The organism is Corynebacterium sp. Marseille-P4321, assembly GCF_903645305.1.
Taxonomy (GTDB): domain Bacteria; phylum Actinomycetota; class Actinomycetes; order Mycobacteriales; family Mycobacteriaceae; genus Corynebacterium.
The window spans coordinates 61023-76007 of sequence record NZ_CAHJXO010000002.1; the positions used below are offsets into that span (position 1 = coordinate 61023).

The following is a 14985-nucleotide window of genomic DNA, read 5'->3' on the forward strand; positions in this document are numbered from 1 at the left end:
TTCCTTATGCCTGCACGCCGAACGGGATGGTGAAACGCACGTCGCCTTCGACCATGTCGCGCATATCCGTCAGCCCGTTGCGGAACTGCAGCGTGCGCTCAAGGCCCATGCCGAACGCGAAACCGGAGTACTCCTCTGGATCGATGCCCACGGCCCGCAACACGTTGGGGTTGACCATGCCGCAGCCGCCCCACTCGATCCAGCCTGCGCCGCCCTTCTTGTTCGGGAACCACACGTCAACCTCTGCAGAGGGCTCAGTGAAGGGGAAGTAGTTGGTGCGCATGCGGGTCTTCGTCTCCGGGCCGAACAGCACCTTGGCCAAGTGGTCGAGGGTGCCGCGCAAGTGGGCCATAGTCAGGCCCTTGTCCACCGCGAGGCCCTCCACCTGGTGGAACACCGGCGTGTGGGTTGCGTCCAGCTCGTCGGTGCGGAACACGCGACCCGGACAGGCAATATAGATCGGCACATCGCGCTCGAGCATCGTGCGCACCTGCACGGGTGACGTGTGGGTGCGCAGCACCTGCTTCGAGCCCTCCTCGCCGATGTAGAAAGTGTCCTGCAGGGTACGAGCCGGGTGGTCCGGGATGAAGTTCAGCGCGTCGAAGTTGAAGTATTCCGCCTCAACCTCTGGGCCTTCGGCGACTTCCCAGCCCATGCCAACGAAGATGTCGGCGATGTGCTCCGAAAGCGCGGTGATCGGGTGCATCGCGCCCGACTGCGCGCGAGCGGTAGGCAGCGTGACATCCACCTTCTCCTCACGCAGCTGACGCTCGCGGTGTTCGGCTTCGCGCACCTCACGTACCTGGGCATAATGCTTCTCGACGCGACCGCGCGCCATATTCACCATCCGCCCAGCATCCTTGCGCTGGTCCTTCGGCAGCGTGCCCAGAGCACGGCGCGCCTGCGGGATGAAGGCCTTTTCGCCGAGGTGCGCACGGTGCGCCTCCTCCAACGCAGCGAGATCCTCGGCCGCGTCGAACGCCGCGATGGCTTCGTCTGCAGCCTTGTTCAGGCTCTCCTCGGTCAGTTCAATTTCGGTGCTCACTGCACACCCGCACCTTTCATTGCCGGCTGCGATACAAAACGGTGACAAGCATACCTGCGCACCCCGACACGGTCCGAAGGGATCTCCCTTTATCCGCCCAGCGCCTTCGAGGACTCCCAGAGACATATCGCGGCAGCCGTGGCGAGGTTGAGCGACTCCGCGGAGCCTTTGATCGGGATGGTCACACGGCGGTCGCACGCCGCCTCGATGACTTCGTGCAGCCCGTGGGCTTCGTTGCCGAACAGCCAGGCCGTCGGCTGCGTCAGTACGTCGCCGGGTTCTGCCAGGGAGGTTTCGCCGTCGATGGAGGTGGCTAACGTCGATAAGCCTGCTGCTCGAAGCTCACCCAACACCCGCCGCACGTCGCGGTCGCGCGCCACGGGGATCTGAAACAGCGAGCCCGCGGTCGAACGCACGACCTTCGGCGACTCCGGATCGACGGTGTCACCGGCAAAGACGACGGCATCCGCGCCCACGGCATCCGCGATACGGATGATTGTGCCTGCATTGCCCGGGTCGGCAGTCTCCACGCACACCGCGACCAGCCGCGGCTTGCCCCTCAGGATCGAACCGACGCTCCACAACACCGGCTTGCACACCGCGAAAATGCCGGTGTGCGTCACCGTGTCCGCCAGCGCGTCAGCGGCCTTGTCCGTGATCGCGTGCGTGTACACGTCCATGTAGCCGGCCGCGCGCACGATCTCCTCGAAGCGCTCCGCCGCGGCCTCGGTGACGAAAAGGTCGGTCGCCGCCCCCGTCGCCACAGCGGCCTCCACGGAGTTCTCCCCCTCCGCCAGGAAAGCTTTTGCTTTACGACGAGCTGCCGCCCTTTTCAACTTCCCCGCATTCACCACCCGGGGCGTGCGCTCCGTGAACGGTTGCTCGAAATCCAAAGCCATACGCGAAACCATACCCCGGCACGCATGCTTGCCTGCGGCGCGTGGTAAACCTCTCCGACATGGAAACAACGTCGATGCTGCGCCCGGTGATACTCGTGCTCATCGGTTCTCTCGGCATCCAGTCCTCCGCCGTCATCTCCTCCACAACTTTGCGGTAACGCCAGGTGGTATATCTCGCTGAGCTCTTGTTGTGGAATACGAGAGAACAAGAGCTCGGCGAGCCGCAGATGTACATGGGTAATCGGGCCGCGCACGCTGCCCACGCCCGCCATCAATGCGAAACGCCCCGTCTCCACCGAAACGGCGGTGACGGGGCGTCGACAAGCTAAAGGCGCTTACGCAGCTGCCTTGGGAGCGTTGACATCCTCCGGCAGGGCGTTCTTGGCAACCTCGCAGATTGCGGAGAACGCCGCGAAGTCGTTGACAGCAAGATCGGCAAGGATCTTGCGGTCCACCTCAACCTCAGCCAGCTTCAGGCCGTGGATGAGGCGGTTGTAGGTGATGTCGTTCATGCGGGCAGCAGCGTTGATGCGCTGGATCCACAGCTTACGGAACTCGCTCTTGCGCTTGCGGCGGTCGCGGTATGCGTAGGTCTGGGAGTGCAGCCACTGCTCCTTGGCCTTGCGGTACAGGCGGGAACGCTGGCCGCGGTAGCCCTTTGCGGACTTCAGAATCGCGCGGCGCTTCTTCTTGGCGTTGACTGAACGCTTCACACGTGCCATGAGTCAAACTTCCTTTTCTTGGTTAAGAGTTGGGTGGTTGTTTAATCGGGGCAGTGCTTAGGACTGGCCGAGGAGGCGCTTCATGCGCTTGACGTCTGCCGGGGCGACATCGGTGGTGCCGGACAGCTTGCGGCGGCGCTTGGACGAGAGCTTCTCGTTCAGGTGGCGCTTACCAGCCTGCTCGCGGCGCAGCTTGCCCTTGCCGTTGACCTTGATGCGCTTGGCGGTGCCCTTGTGGGTCTTCTGCTTCATTGTGAAAGCCCTTCAGAGTTGTATGCGTTTTACTTCTTGCCCTTGCGAGCCGGCCCGAGGACCATCGTCATGTTGCGGCCGTCCTGCTTGGGGCGGGACTCAACGACACCGAGATCCCCGATGTCTTCTGCGAGCCGCTCCAAAAGCCGGTAGCCCAGCTCGGGGCGGGACTGCTCGCGGCCGCGGAACATGATGGTCACCTTGACCTTGTTGCCCTTCTCCAGGAAGCGCTCAACGTTGCCCTTCTTCGTCTGGTAGTCGTGCTCATCGATCTTGGGGCGGAACTTCTGTTCCTTCACCACGGTCTGCTGCTGGTTCTTGCGGGCCTCGCGGGCCTTCTGATCCTGCTCGTACTTGAACTTGCCGTAGTCCATGATCTTGCACACGGGCGGCTTCGCGTTCGGCGCCACCTCGACCAGGTCGAGGTCTGCTTCGTACGCCAACTTGCGGGCGTCGTCCGTGCGGACAATGCCCACCTGCTCGCCGGACGGGCCGACGAGACGAACTTCGGGAACGCGGATACGTTCGTTGATCCGAGCTTCAGCGCTGATGAGAACACTCCTAGAGATGCGAAAAGAAACAATGTTGTCCGCTCCACGGGCCCCAATCCGGGCGGATCCCACACGAAAAACCCGCCGACCGAATCTTGGTTGGCGGGAGATCGTCCTTGGCGCTCCGGACACACATCCCGTGCGACCGGTTCACCGTTGACCCGTATCCAACTCCCCCGTGAAGGTTGAGCGGCTTGGGGTGGGATTCACTCCACTTGCGGCCCGCACGCCGAAAAACGGCGCACTGGGCGGTGTGCCAAGGACATTAACACGCCAGCTTTTAATTCACCAAAACGTCCTTGAGAAACTCGCCGGTGAACGAGCCGTCGACATCGGCTACATCCTCCGGTGTCCCCTCTGCGACGACGGTGCCGCCGCCGGCACCACCTTCCGGCCCCATGTCGATAATCCAGTCCGCGGACTTGATTACGTCCAGATTGTGCTCGATGACCAGGACGGTGTTGCCCTTCTCCACGAGCCCGTTGAGTACGAGCATGAGCTTACGGATGTCCTCGAAGTGCAGGCCGGTCGTCGGCTCGTCCAGGATGTAGATCGTGCGGCCGTTGGAGCGCTTCTGCAGCTCGGCGGCCAGCTTCACGCGCTGCGCCTCCCCGCCAGACAGAGTCGTGGCGGACTGTCCAAGGCGCACGTAGCCCAGGCCAACGTCGACAAGCGTTTGCAAATACCGGTGGATCGAGGTGACGGGCTCGAAGAACTCGGCGGCCTCGGAGATTGGCATCTCAAGCACCTCGGCGATGTTCTTGCCCTTGTAGCGCACCTCGAGCGTTTCGCGGTTATAGCGGGCGCCGCCGCACACTTCGCATGGTACGTAGACGTCGGGCAGGAAGTTCATCTCGATCTTGATGGTGCCGTCGCCGTGGCACGCCTCGCAGCGGCCCCCCTTGACGTTGAAGGAGAAGCGACCGGCCTTATAACCGCGTACTTTCGCCTCCTGGGTCTCGGCGAAGAGGTTGCGGATCTTGTCGAACACGCCGGTGTACGTCGCCGGATTCGACCGCGGCGTGCGACCGATCGGGCTTTGGTCCACCTGCACGAGCTTGTCCAGGTGCTCCAGCCCTTCGACCTTTTTCACGCGTCCCGGCACTTGGCGTGCACCGTTGAGCTGGTTGGCCAGGGTTTTCGCGAGGATCTGGTTCACCAGCGTCGATTTGCCGGACCCGGACACGCCCGTCACGGCGACGAGCACGCCGAGCGGAATATCCACGCTCACGTTGTCCAGGTTGTTCTCCCGAGCGCCGGTGACATGGAGCATGCGTTGCTTATCGACGTCGCGCCTGCTGTCCGGCACCTCAATCTTCTTCTTGCCGGACAGGTAGTCGCCCGTGACGGAGTTCTTCGCTTTCAGGATGCCCTTCGGGGTGCCCTGGTAGACCACTTCCCCTCCGTACTCGCCGGCGCCGGGTCCGATGTCGATGAGCCAGTCCGCCTCGCGGATCGTGTCTTCGTCGTGCTCCACCACCACGAGCGTGTTGCCCAGGTCGCGCAACTTCTTCAGGGTGGTGATCAGGCGCTGGTTATCGCGCTGGTGCAGGCCGATCGACGGCTCGTCGAGGACGTAGAGCACGCCAGCCAGACCGGAACCGATCTGGGTGGCAAGGCGGATGCGCTGCGCCTCGCCGCCGGACAGTGTCCCGGCGGAGCGCGCGAGTGTGAGGTAGCTCAAGCCCACGTCCAGTAGGAAGTGCAGACGCGCCTGGATTTCGCGCAGCACGGCGCCCGCGATCATCTCCTCGCGGTAGCCCAAGACGAGGTTGTCCAGGTACTCCGAGGCGTCCTCGATGGACAGCTGGGTCAGCCCCGCGATGGACAGCTCCCCGTGCGTGGTGGACTCCAGCCGCACCGCGAGAATCTCCGGCTTCAGGCGCGCACCTTCGCACACCGGGCAAGGCACCTCGCGGGTGTAGGCGAGCAGGCGCTCCTTCTGGGTGTCGGATTCCGCCTGCTCCATCTTGCGATCCAAGTAGCCCACGATGCCCTCGTACGCCGCGGTGTAGCCGCGCTGGCGCCCGTAGCGATTCTTGTACCGCACGGAGACCTTCGTCTTGGAGCCGTGCACGAGGTGCTTTTGCTGCGTCTTGGTCAGCGAGCTAAACGGCGCGTGGGCGTCGAAGCCCTCCTCCGCGGCAAACGCTTCGACGAGCTTGGTGAAGTACTTCTTGTTCGGGCTGGAGTTCCACGGCTGGAACGCGTCCACGGCGGGAGCGTCCGGGTCCGGAATCACCAAGTCGATGTCCACCTCTTTGCGCACGCCGATGCCGTCGCACGCCGGGCAGGCACCGAAGGGCGAGTTGAAGGAGAACGCGCGCGGCTCGTACTCCTCTATGTTGAGCTTGTGCCCGTTCGGGCAGGCCATCTTTTCGCTGAAGATCTGCACGCGCTCCGGATCGTCCGCGTCCAGGTCCACGAAGTCGAAGCCCACCAGACCGTCGGCGAGCTTGAGCGCCGTCTCCACGGAGTCCGTGAGTCGCTGCTTCTGGCTGGCTTTGACGGTGAGGCGGTCAACCACCACGTCGATGTCGTGCTTGATTTGCTTCTCCAGCTTCGGCGGGTCGGTGAGCTGGTAGGTCTCCCCGTCAACGTTGACACGCGCATAGCCCTGCGATGACAGGTCCGCAAATAGGTCCTGGAACTCGCCCTTGCGCTTGCGCACGATCGGCGCGAGCACTTGAAATTTGGTGCGCTCCTCCAGCTCGAGGACGCGGTCGACGATCTGCTGCGGGGTCTGGCGGTCGATCACCGCGTCGCACTCCGGGCAGTGCGGGGTGCCCGCACGCGAGTACAGCAGACGCAGATAGTCGTAGATCTCGGTGATGGTGCCCACGGTCGAGCGCGGGTTGCGGTTCGTGGATTTCTGGTCAATGGACACCGCGGGGGAAAGCCCGTCGATGTAATCCACGTCCGGCTTGTCCATCTGACCCAAGAACATGCGGGCGTAGGACGACAGGGACTCCACGTAGCGGCGCTGCCCCTCGGCGAAGATGGTGTCGAATGCCAGCGAGGATTTGCCGGATCCGGACAGGCCCGTGAATACGGCCATCTTGTCGCGAGGCAGTTCGACGTCGATGCCTCTGAGGTTGTGTTGGCGCGCGCCGCGCACTGTCAGCTTTTCGGCCACGTGATGTCGTCCTTTAGTCGTCGTGAAGAATGCTCCCAAAAACCTACCAACCGCCCCCGACACGCAGATATTCCGCGACTACCCTTTAACGCATGACGAACGACCTGACACTGCACCAGATTTCTGTGTCCAGCATGGACAACAACTGCTACTTGATCGCCTCCGGGGAGCAGGGCTTGCTTATCGACGCTGCCGATGACGCACCTGCCATCCTCCAGATGGCGCAGGACGCAGGCGTGGAGATCGTGGCCGTGCTGACCACCCACCGCCACTTGGACCACCACCGCGCGCTGCGCGAGGTGCTGAAGACAACCGGCGCGAAGCACTACAAGCCGTACCTCGACGCACCCGCCATCCCTGCCGATGCTGAGGTGGAACTCAAAGACGGCGATACCGTCACGTTCGGTGAGCACCGCTTCCCCATCCACATCCTGCGCGGCCACACCCCCGGCGGGGCGTGCCTGGTGGCGGAGATCGACGGCACCATCAACCTCTTCGTGGGCGACTCGCTGTTTCCCGGCGGGCTGGGCAAGACAAGCACCGAGGGCGAGTTCGTTCGGCTGTTCAATGATGTGAAGGAGAAGCTTTTCGACGTGTACTCGGACGACGCAATTGTGCGCCCCGGACACGGCGATCCGACGACGCTCGGCCAGGAACGCCCGAAGCTCGACGAGTGGTTTGAGCGCCGCTGGTAATTTGCCGGGCCCACCCCCGCAAAACGCTTTTTGGCTACTATGGTGGGCAGCATTTTCAGCTATAAAGTAAGGACTTGACTAGGAATATGATCCGTAAAATTGCACGTCCGATGCTTGCTTCGGTCTACGTGATCGACGGCGTCGAGACTCTGTTGAACCCCGCAGGCCACAAAGAGTCTGCGGATACCGTATTGAAGAAGGTCCGCGCAGCTGTGCCGCGCGAGTACCGCAGCCTGCTGCCGAAGGACCCGGAGACCGCCGCACAGATCGTCGGCGGCGTGAAGGCTGGCGCCGGTACCATGTTCGCGCTGGGCAAGGCCCCGCGCACCGCTGCGGCCTTGCTCACCGCGACCGCCATTCCGAGCATTGTTGGCCGCCACGCCTTCTGGGAGGCGCAGGACGACGAGGAGCGCACACGCCGCCGCACCGGCGCGCTGACGGACCTCGGCCTCGCTGGCGGCGTGCTGCTGGCCACCGTGGACACCGACGGTAAGCCGGACATGAAGTGGCGCGCACAGAACGCCGCGAAGACCGCCCAGAAGAACGTCAAGGCTGCCCTGCCGGGCAAGTCGGAGACCGAGAAGGCGCTGAACAAGGCGGGCGACTGGTTCTCCGACGCGAGCGACCAGGTCACCGATTACATCGACGACAACAAGGACGACTGGAAGAAGACAGCGTCCAAGGCTGGCGACCGGGCTGGAGATTTCTTCTCCGACGCGAAGAAGCAGACCTCTAAGTTCCTGTCTGAGGCGGGCGACTGGCTGGACGACGCCACCGACGACCTGCAGGACAGCTACGAGGACCTGAAGCCGAGCAAGTACCAGCAGTTCAAGGCGAAGCGCAAGGTCAACGGCGCTATCGGCGACGCGCAGGATTGGGCCGAGGACGCTTGGGACAACATCACCCCGTCCAAGCTGGACAAGTTCAAGGCGAAGCGCAAGGTCAACAGCGTTGTCGGCGACCTGCAGGACCAGCTGGACGACCTTGGCCCCTCCGGCCTGGACAAGTTCCGCGCAAAGCGCAAGGTGAACAAGGCTTCCTCTAAGGCGCAGGACGCGGCGCAGGATGCTATCGACAACCTGCAGGACGCTTGGGACAAGCTGGACGCTTCCCCGTCCTGGTGGCAGAAGCGTAAGTGGAAGAAGCGCGCCAACAAGGCTGAGAAGAAGGCGAAGAAGGCCGTGAAGAAGGCACAGAAGAAGCTCGGCTAATCTGCCAGCCTTTCAAACACCATCTACGCGTTCGGCCCCGAGCCTGGGAATACCACCCGGCTCGGGGTCGTTCTTGTGGGGACATGCTTCTTGCCCCACCACCAGAAGAAGGAGGATCGCGGGTGCCGAACACTCCCCGCCCCCGACAGCACACCAGCGAGCAAGGCGCAGATGAGCACCGCAACGAGCACCGCGCCGACGAGGCGCAGCGCCTCGCGGCGGAGCAGGGCTACGTCGACATGCTCTTCGGCCACCTGGACGCAGAGGTCGCCGGGGCCCAGCAGCGCCTCGAGGCGGTACAGCGCGACGTAGACCCGGATAATCCGGACGCGGACGCGTTGGTGCGCCGCGAGACCGAGTACCACGGCCTTAACGCGAAGCTGGATGCGCTCAATGTTGCGGAGACCGGGCTGGTGTTCGGCCGGATCGACGTGGAAGATCCGGATCCGGAAACATCTGTGCCGGGGCGCCCGGATTTGGAGCGGCGCTACATCGGCCGCATGGGCATCGACGACAGGCAGGAGGATTACCGCACGTTGCTGCTCGACTGGCGTGCGCCGATGGCGCGCCCGTTCTACCTGGCCACCACTGCGCACCCGGAGGGCGTTGAGACGCGCCGCAACATCCGCATGCGCGGCCGCACGGTCACCGCGGTGGACGACGAGGTGCTCTCGGGCGACTACATGGACACGGCGACCTCGGACGTGGGTAGCGAGGCGGCGTTGCGTCGTGCGATGAACGCCGCTCGCACCGGCTACATGCAGTCCATCGTGGAGACGATCCAGCGTGAGCAGGACGAGATCATCCGCGACCCCACCCGAGGCGTGATGGTGGTCCAGGGCGGCCCGGGCACAGGTAAGACCGCTGTGGCGCTGCACCGCATCGCCTACCTGCTGTACACGTGGCGCGAGCAGCTGACCCGCACCGGTGTGCTCGTGGTGGGCCCGAACGCGACGTTTTTGGAGTACATCTCTCGCGTGCTGCCGGAGCTCGGCGAGACCGGAGTGGTGCTTTCCACCGCAGCTGAGCTGGTGCCCGGTTTCTCCCCCGCTGGCGCCGACACCGTCGCGGCGCGCGAGGTGAAGGGGTCTGAGGAAATGGTGACCATCCTCAAGCGCGCGGTGCAGCAGCACGAGACGCTGCCGGATGCTCCGGTGCGCGTGACGGTGGACTCTGTGGAGATCTTCGCTACGCCCGCGATGGTCAAGGCTGCCCGCACCCGCGCCCGCCGTTCACGCAAGCCCCACAACCAGGCCCGCGCGGTGTTCGCCGAGGAGCTCACGCAGCTGCTCGCCCAGGCGCTAGCGACGCGGATCGGTGAGGATCCGCTCGGGGGCCCGAACCTCCTCTCAGCTGCGGATGTAGACCAGCTGCACGACGATCTGGCGGAGGATCCGCAGGTGCAGAAGCTTATCGACGATCACTTCCCCGAGCTCGACCCGGTTGAGGTGCTGCAAGGTTTCCTGGGCAGCCGCGATGCAATTGCAGAAGCGGCGAAGGACTACGACGATTACACCCGCGACGCCCTCTACCGCGCGCCCGGCTCGGACTTCAGCGACGCTGACACGGCGCTTGTCGACGAGCTCGCAGTGCTCATCGGAACAGTGGACCCCGAGGAGCAACGTCGCAGAGAGGAAGCGCAGTGGCGCGCGCAAGTCGCGGAGGCCGAGGACGCGCTGGACATTTTGGCCTCTTCCGAATCCACGGACAACGACGACGACCAGTTCGAGGCCGAGATCCTTTCCGCGGCCGACGTGATCGACGCGGAAACGCTGGCCAGCCGCCAGCGCGCGACCGACAGCCGCTCGACCGCGCAACGGGCGCGCGCGGACCACACCTGGGCCTACGGCCACGTGATTGTGGACGAGGCGCAGGAGCTCTCCCCCATGGAGTGGCGGATGGTGTTTCGCCGCTGCCCGTCGCGTTGGATGACGCTGGTCGGCGACACTGCCCAGACGTCTTCCCCCGCAGGCGTGGACAGCTGGGAGGACGCGCTGGCACCATTCGTCGCGCACCGCTTCCGCCTGCACGAGCTCACGGTGAACTACCGCACCCCGAAGGAGATCATGGCGCTCGCCGACCGCGTTCTCGCGCAGATTGATCCGGACGCCACGCCCGCGACGGCGATCCGCTCCTCCGGCACACCGGTGTGTGTGCTTGAGGCGGGTGCGAACGCGGACGCCATCGTCGATAAGCAGTTGCCCGACGGCCTCACTGCAGTGATCGACGCCGCCAACGTTGGCGAAATGAAGGGCCTGGAGTTCGACCACGTGGTGCTGGTGGAGCCCCAAAACCTAGTAGAGGCCTCGCCACAGGGGTGGCAAGACCTCTACGTCGCCGTCACTAGGGCCACGCAGACCCTCACGGTGGTCGGGGAAATGCCGGCCGAGCTGGCCGGCGGGGGCACCGCTTAGTTGACGGTGTGGACGATCATCACGTCGCAGTCAGACTGACGCGCGACATCCGCCGGCACGGAGCCCAGCAGGCGGCCGGTGAGCGAGTTAATGCCGCGGTTACCAACCACGAGCAGCTCGGCCTTGTTGTCGTTGACAATGCTCATCAGCGCCTCAACCGGGGTACCCGGGCGGGTCGCGGTCTGCACGTCGGTGGCGCCAGCGGAGCGAGCGTGGTTCGCGGCCTCCTCGAGGTTCTTCAGCGCCTGGTCGTCGCCGAGGATGGTCACGGAGTCCTGGCGCAGAGTCTTCGACGCCTGCTCCTCATCCTCGTAGTAGGCGGTGCCGATTACGAGAGTGGAGCCAAACGCCGCGGCAATCTTTGCGGCGCGCTCGACTGCGAGGAGGGACGACTTCGAGCCGTCAGAACCAACAACGATGGTGCTGTACGGAGTATCGGCCATGAGGATCAAACACCTTTCAATGCAAATCAGGGCTTCAGGGCTTCAAAACGGCCACTGCAGTGTTGTGCACAGACAGTGTACCCCCGGCTGATTAGTCGTGCCCCTCAGCCCGGGTGTCCACCAGCATCACATCCACCGGCGCCTTCTTCGCCACGCTGCCCGGGATGTTGCCGAAAATGCGGCCCGCCATGGAGCGCATGCCCTTGTTACCCACCACCAGCAGGTCCACGTCGAACTCTTGCACCGACTCGATGAGCACGTTCGCCGGCTGGCCCGAGCGGGTGACCAAGTTCACCTCGCCCGCCTGCTCCTCCTTCGCAATCGCGTCGGCCTGCGCGAGGATCTCCTCGGCGTTCGTCTCCGTGACGATATCCACCTTGCTCAGCTCAGCGTTCGTGGAGTTCAGCATCGAGCCGGACGCGGTGTAGTGCGCGCAGATGATGGTCAACTTTGCCCCGTACACACGCGCGAGGCTTGCGGCGGCGCGCACGGCCACCATGGAGGTGGGTGAACCGTCCGTGCCGACGGCGATGGATTTGTAGGCGTGCATGGTGAGATCCAACCTTTCGTTAATTGCCTGTGTCTTTAATACCACGCAGCTCGCGCTTCAGGTCCGCGATCTCGTCGCGCAAGCGCCCGGCAAGTTCGAACTTCAGCTCGCGGGCGGCGTCGCGCATCTGCACCGTGAGGTCGTCGATAAGCTTCTGCACCTCGTCGGAAGCCATCTTCGACACATCGGGTTTGTCCGCGACGGCCGCGTCGGAGCTCAGCGAGGCGGGGGCGTCCTCGTCGCCGTTCTCGTACACCTGGTCCAAGATGTCCGCGATAGCCTTGCGCAGCGGCTGGGGGTCGATGCCGTGCTCTTTGTTGTAGGCGATCTGCTTCTCGCGGCGGCGCTCGGTTTCGTCGATCGCCTCCTGCATGGACTCGGTGATGTTGTCGGCGTACATAATCACCTCGCCGGAGACGTTTCGTGCGGCGCGGCCGATGGTCTGGATGAGCGACTTCGTGGACCGCAGGAAGCCTTCCTTGTCGGCGTCCAGGATGGCCACCAGCGACACCTCGGGCAGGTCGAGGCCCTCGCGCAACAGGTTGATGCCCACGAGCACGTCGAACTCGCCGAGGCGCAGCTGGCGCAGCAACTCCACGCGCTGCAGGGTGTCGATGTCGGAGTGCAGGTAGCGCACCTTGATGCCGTTATCCAGGAAGTAGTCGGTGAGGTCCTCGGCCATGCGCTTGGTCAGCGTGGTCACCAGGACGCGCTCGTCCTTCTTGGTGCGTTGGCGGATCTCCTCGATGAGGTCGTCGATCTGGCCCTTCGTGGGTTTGACCGTAACCTTCGGATCCACCAGGCCGGTCGGGCGAATCACCTGCTCGACGAACTCGCCGCCGGAGGCCGCCAGCTCATAGTCGCCCGGGGTTGCCGACATGTACACAGTCTGGCCCACGCGCGCCTCGAACTCGTCGAAGGTCAGCGGCCGGTTATCTACCGCTGATGGCAGGCGGAAGCCGAACTCCACCAGGTTGCGCTTGCGCGACATGTCGCCTTCGAACATGCCGCCGATCTGCGGGACGGTCACGTGCGACTCGTCGATGATGGTGAGGAAGTCCTCCGGGAAGTAATCAATCAGCGTCGCCGGCGCCGAGCCCGCGGGGCGGCCGTCCATGTGCCGCGAGTAGTTCTCAATGCCGGAGCAGAAGCCCACCTGCTGGATCATCTCCAAGTCGTACTCGGTGCGCATGCGAAGCCGCTGCGCCTCCAGCAGTTTGCCCTTGTTCTCGAGCTCCTCCAGGCGGTCCGCGAGTTCGAGCTTGATCGCCTCGATCGCCTTTTCCATGCGCTCGTCCGTCGCCACGTAGTGGGTGGCCGGGAAGATGCGTACCTCCTCTTCCTGGCTGATCACATCGCCGGTCAGCGGGTGGATGTAATAGACCGCGTCCACCTCGTCGCCGAAGAACTCGACGCGCACGGCGACTTCCTCATACGCCGGGATGATGTCCACGGTGTCGCCTTTCACGCGGAAGGTGCCGCGTTTGAAGTCGATGTCGTTGCGCTCGTACTGCACGTCGACAAGCAAGCGCAAAAACCTGTCGCGCTCCACCTCTTCGCCCACCCGCAGCACAATCGAGCGATCCAAGTACGATTGCGGCGTGCCCAGGCCATAGATGCAGGACACCGATGCGACCACCACCACGTCGCGGCGGGACAAAAGCGCCGAGGTGGCGGAGTGGCGCAGGCGCTCCACGTCGTCGTTGATCGACGAGTCCTTCTCAAGGTAGGTGTCCGTCTGCGCGATATACGCTTCCGGTTGGTAGTAGTCGTAGTAGCTCACGAAGTACTCCACCGCGTTGTTCGGCAGCAGCTGGCGCAGCTCGTTGGCCAGCTGCGCCGCCAGCGTCTTGTTCGGCGCCATCACGAGTGTGGGCCGCTGCTGCTTCTCAATGAGCCAGGCGGCGGTGGCGGATTTACCGGTACCGGTGGCGCCCATAAGCACCACGTCTTCCTCGCCGCGGCGCAGCCGCTCGTCCAGCTCTTTGATCGCCGTCGGCTGGTCGCCCGACGGCTCGTACTCGGAGACGACCTCAAAGGCCTTCTCTCGACGCTCAATCTCGCCCACCGGGCGGAATTCGGACTGCGCGAGGACAGGGTGTTCAGCAGCAAATGCCATAGGGGGCAGTCTAATTGGGCAATTGCTTATCGACGAGCTCCGCCCCCACACCCCAGACCCGCAGGTAGCGTGGGCGGTATGTTCGAAACGCTCCAGACCGCGATGGCGCCGGCGTCCGTCCTGTTTGTCGTGGCCATGATGTTCTCCACCGGATTGACTCTGTCCACCGACGCGCTGCGCAACAGCATCTCGCACTGGCGCTTCCACCTGCGGCTTCTGCTGGTGAACTTCCTCGTCGTGCCCGGCATCATGCTGCTTTTTGTCACGCTGTTTGGAATTGAGGGGCCGTACGCGACCGGCATGCTCATCCACGGCACCGTCGCCGGCGCCCCGCTGATCATGGCGCTGACCAACCTGAGCAAGAACTCGGTGGCCATGGGCGCTACGGTGCAGCTGATCCTCATGGCGGCCACCGTGCTAGTAGTGCCGGTGCTTCTGCCGCCGCTACTGGGCGGGGTGGATGTCTCAGCCTGGGCCCTGATTAAGCCGCTGCTGGTCCAGATGGTGCTGCCGCTCGCGGCCGGCATGGCGATGTTGAAGTTTGCCCCCGCTGTCACCGAAAGGATCCAGCCCGTAATCAGCAAGGCAGCCAACGCCATCATGCTGGCGTTTCTCGTGCTCTCCATTGTCGCGTTCGGCTCCTACTTCACCGACGCCCAGCTGTGGAAGGCCGTGGGCGTGGGCATGCTGGCCCTGCTCGTGGCGTTCTACGTGGGCTACGGCGTGGGCGACGATTTGGCGGAGCGCTCCCAGCTCGCCGCGCTGGGCACCGCGCAGCGCAACACGGCCGCTGGCGTGATCACCGCGATGGCGTTCGAGGAGCCGCTGGTGTTCATCACCCTCGTGTTCATCAACAGCTTCATGATGTTCGTGCTCATGGCGTTCGCGAAACGCTTCGGCGCGGACAAGCAGATGCCACTTCTGCCCTCCGCGTCTTGAACCGTGGGA

At 64.1% G+C, this 14985-nt stretch carries 13 protein-coding genes; 4 read left to right on the forward strand and 9 right to left on the reverse strand.

All coding sequences use genetic code 11. The features are described 5' to 3' along the window. Positions 1-4 precede the first annotated feature (4 nt). The 6 genes from pheS to uvrA all read right to left on the reverse strand — a co-directional run bounded on the left by pheS (position 5) and on the right by uvrA (position 6605). Positions 5-1045: a phenylalanine--tRNA ligase subunit alpha gene (gene pheS, locus HWX32_RS05630; protein WP_254868304.1), complete on the reverse strand. Its 1041-nt coding sequence runs from the start codon at positions 1043-1045 to the stop codon at positions 5-7. Positions 1046-1134: 89 nt separating this feature from the next. Further along, positions 1135-1944, reverse strand: a complete 810-nt coding sequence (locus HWX32_RS05635) for an RNA methyltransferase (RefSeq protein WP_175935103.1) — start codon at positions 1942-1944, stop codon at positions 1135-1137. Positions 1945-2279: 335 nt separating this feature from the next. Further along, on the reverse strand, positions 2280-2666 hold the full coding sequence (gene rplT / locus HWX32_RS05640) for a 50S ribosomal protein L20 (RefSeq protein ID WP_075466148.1): 387 nt from the start codon (positions 2664-2666) through the stop codon (positions 2280-2282). Between the two features lie 57 nt (positions 2667-2723). Further along, complete coding sequence (rpmI, locus tag HWX32_RS05645; protein WP_175935104.1) at positions 2724-2918, reverse strand: 50S ribosomal protein L35; 195 nt, start codon at positions 2916-2918, stop codon at positions 2724-2726. Positions 2919-2947: 29 nt separating this feature from the next. Beyond that, complete coding sequence (gene infC / locus HWX32_RS05650; RefSeq protein WP_082259699.1) at positions 2948-3502, reverse strand: translation initiation factor IF-3; 555 nt, start codon at positions 3500-3502, stop codon at positions 2948-2950. A 247-nt stretch (positions 3503-3749) separates the two neighbouring features. Next, positions 3750-6605, reverse strand: coding sequence for an excinuclease ABC subunit UvrA (gene uvrA, locus HWX32_RS05655; protein WP_175935105.1), 2856 nt, complete (start codon positions 6603-6605; stop codon positions 3750-3752). Positions 6606-6697: 92 nt separating this feature from the next. On the opposite strand from uvrA, the gene HWX32_RS05660 reads away from it, so the two are divergent. The 3 genes from HWX32_RS05660 (at position 6698) to HWX32_RS05670 (ending at position 10925) form a co-directional block, all read left to right on the forward strand. Further along, positions 6698-7300: an MBL fold metallo-hydrolase gene (locus HWX32_RS05660; protein ID WP_175935106.1), complete on the forward strand. Its 603-nt coding sequence runs from the start codon at positions 6698-6700 to the stop codon at positions 7298-7300. Positions 7301-7386: 86 nt separating this feature from the next. Beyond that, positions 7387-8511 carry a DoxX family membrane protein gene (locus HWX32_RS05665; protein WP_175935107.1) on the forward strand — a complete coding sequence of 375 codons (1125 nt, stop codon included), beginning with the start codon at positions 7387-7389 and terminating at the stop codon, positions 8509-8511. 239 nt (positions 8512-8750) lie between these two features. Next, positions 8751-10925 (forward strand): UvrD-helicase domain-containing protein, encoded by a 2175-nt coding sequence (locus tag HWX32_RS05670; RefSeq protein ID WP_254868351.1) that lies wholly within the window; start codon positions 8751-8753, stop codon positions 10923-10925. Here HWX32_RS05670 and HWX32_RS05675 read toward each other — a convergent pair. The 3 genes from HWX32_RS05675 to uvrB all read right to left on the reverse strand — a co-directional run bounded on the left by HWX32_RS05675 (position 10922) and on the right by uvrB (position 14037). After that, positions 10922-11368: a universal stress protein gene (locus HWX32_RS05675; RefSeq protein WP_075466160.1), complete on the reverse strand. Its 447-nt coding sequence runs from the start codon at positions 11366-11368 to the stop codon at positions 10922-10924. The genes HWX32_RS05670 and HWX32_RS05675 overlap by 4 nt on opposite strands. Before the next feature lie 91 nt (positions 11369-11459). Further along, entirely contained in the window at positions 11460-11918 is a 459-nt protein-coding gene (locus HWX32_RS05680) for a universal stress protein (protein WP_175935109.1), read from the reverse strand. Positions 11919-11937: 19 nt separating this feature from the next. Continuing rightward, entirely contained in the window at positions 11938-14037 is a 2100-nt protein-coding gene (uvrB, locus tag HWX32_RS05685; RefSeq protein ID WP_175935110.1) for an excinuclease ABC subunit UvrB, read from the reverse strand. Between the two features lie 78 nt (positions 14038-14115). On the opposite strand from uvrB, the gene HWX32_RS05690 reads away from it, so the two are divergent. Then, positions 14116-14976 carry a bile acid:sodium symporter family protein gene (locus tag HWX32_RS05690; RefSeq protein WP_175935111.1) on the forward strand — a complete coding sequence of 287 codons (861 nt, stop codon included), beginning with the start codon at positions 14116-14118 and terminating at the stop codon, positions 14974-14976. Positions 14977-14985 lie beyond the last annotated feature (9 nt).

What these genes read in the sequence shown, in the direction of transcription:
- HWX32_RS05680 (WP_175935109.1), bottom strand. Translation starts at nt 11,918, where the DNA reads ATGCACGCCTACAAATCCATCGCCGTCGGCACGGACGGTTCACCCACC.
- HWX32_RS05635 (WP_175935103.1), bottom strand. Translation starts at nt 1,944, where the DNA reads ATGGCTTTGGATTTCGAGCAACCGTTCACGGAGCGCACGCCCCGGGTG.
- HWX32_RS05675 (WP_075466160.1), bottom strand. Translation starts at nt 11,368, where the DNA reads ATGGCCGATACTCCGTACAGCACCATCGTTGTTGGTTCTGACGGCTCG.
- HWX32_RS05690 (WP_175935111.1), top strand. Translation starts at nt 14,116, where the DNA reads ATGTTCGAAACGCTCCAGACCGCGATGGCGCCGGCGTCCGTCCTGTTT.
- HWX32_RS05660 (WP_175935106.1), top strand. Translation starts at nt 6,698, where the DNA reads ATGACGAACGACCTGACACTGCACCAGATTTCTGTGTCCAGCATGGAC.
- HWX32_RS05665 (WP_175935107.1), top strand. Translation starts at nt 7,387, where the DNA reads ATGATCCGTAAAATTGCACGTCCGATGCTTGCTTCGGTCTACGTGATC.
- HWX32_RS05670 (WP_254868351.1), top strand. Translation starts at nt 8,751, where the DNA reads ATGCTCTTCGGCCACCTGGACGCAGAGGTCGCCGGGGCCCAGCAGCGC.
- uvrB (WP_175935110.1), bottom strand. Translation starts at nt 14,037, where the DNA reads ATGGCATTTGCTGCTGAACACCCTGTCCTCGCGCAGTCCGAATTCCGC.
- rplT (WP_075466148.1), bottom strand. Translation starts at nt 2,666, where the DNA reads ATGGCACGTGTGAAGCGTTCAGTCAACGCCAAGAAGAAGCGCCGCGCG.
- rpmI (WP_175935104.1), bottom strand. Translation starts at nt 2,918, where the DNA reads ATGAAGCAGAAGACCCACAAGGGCACCGCCAAGCGCATCAAGGTCAAC.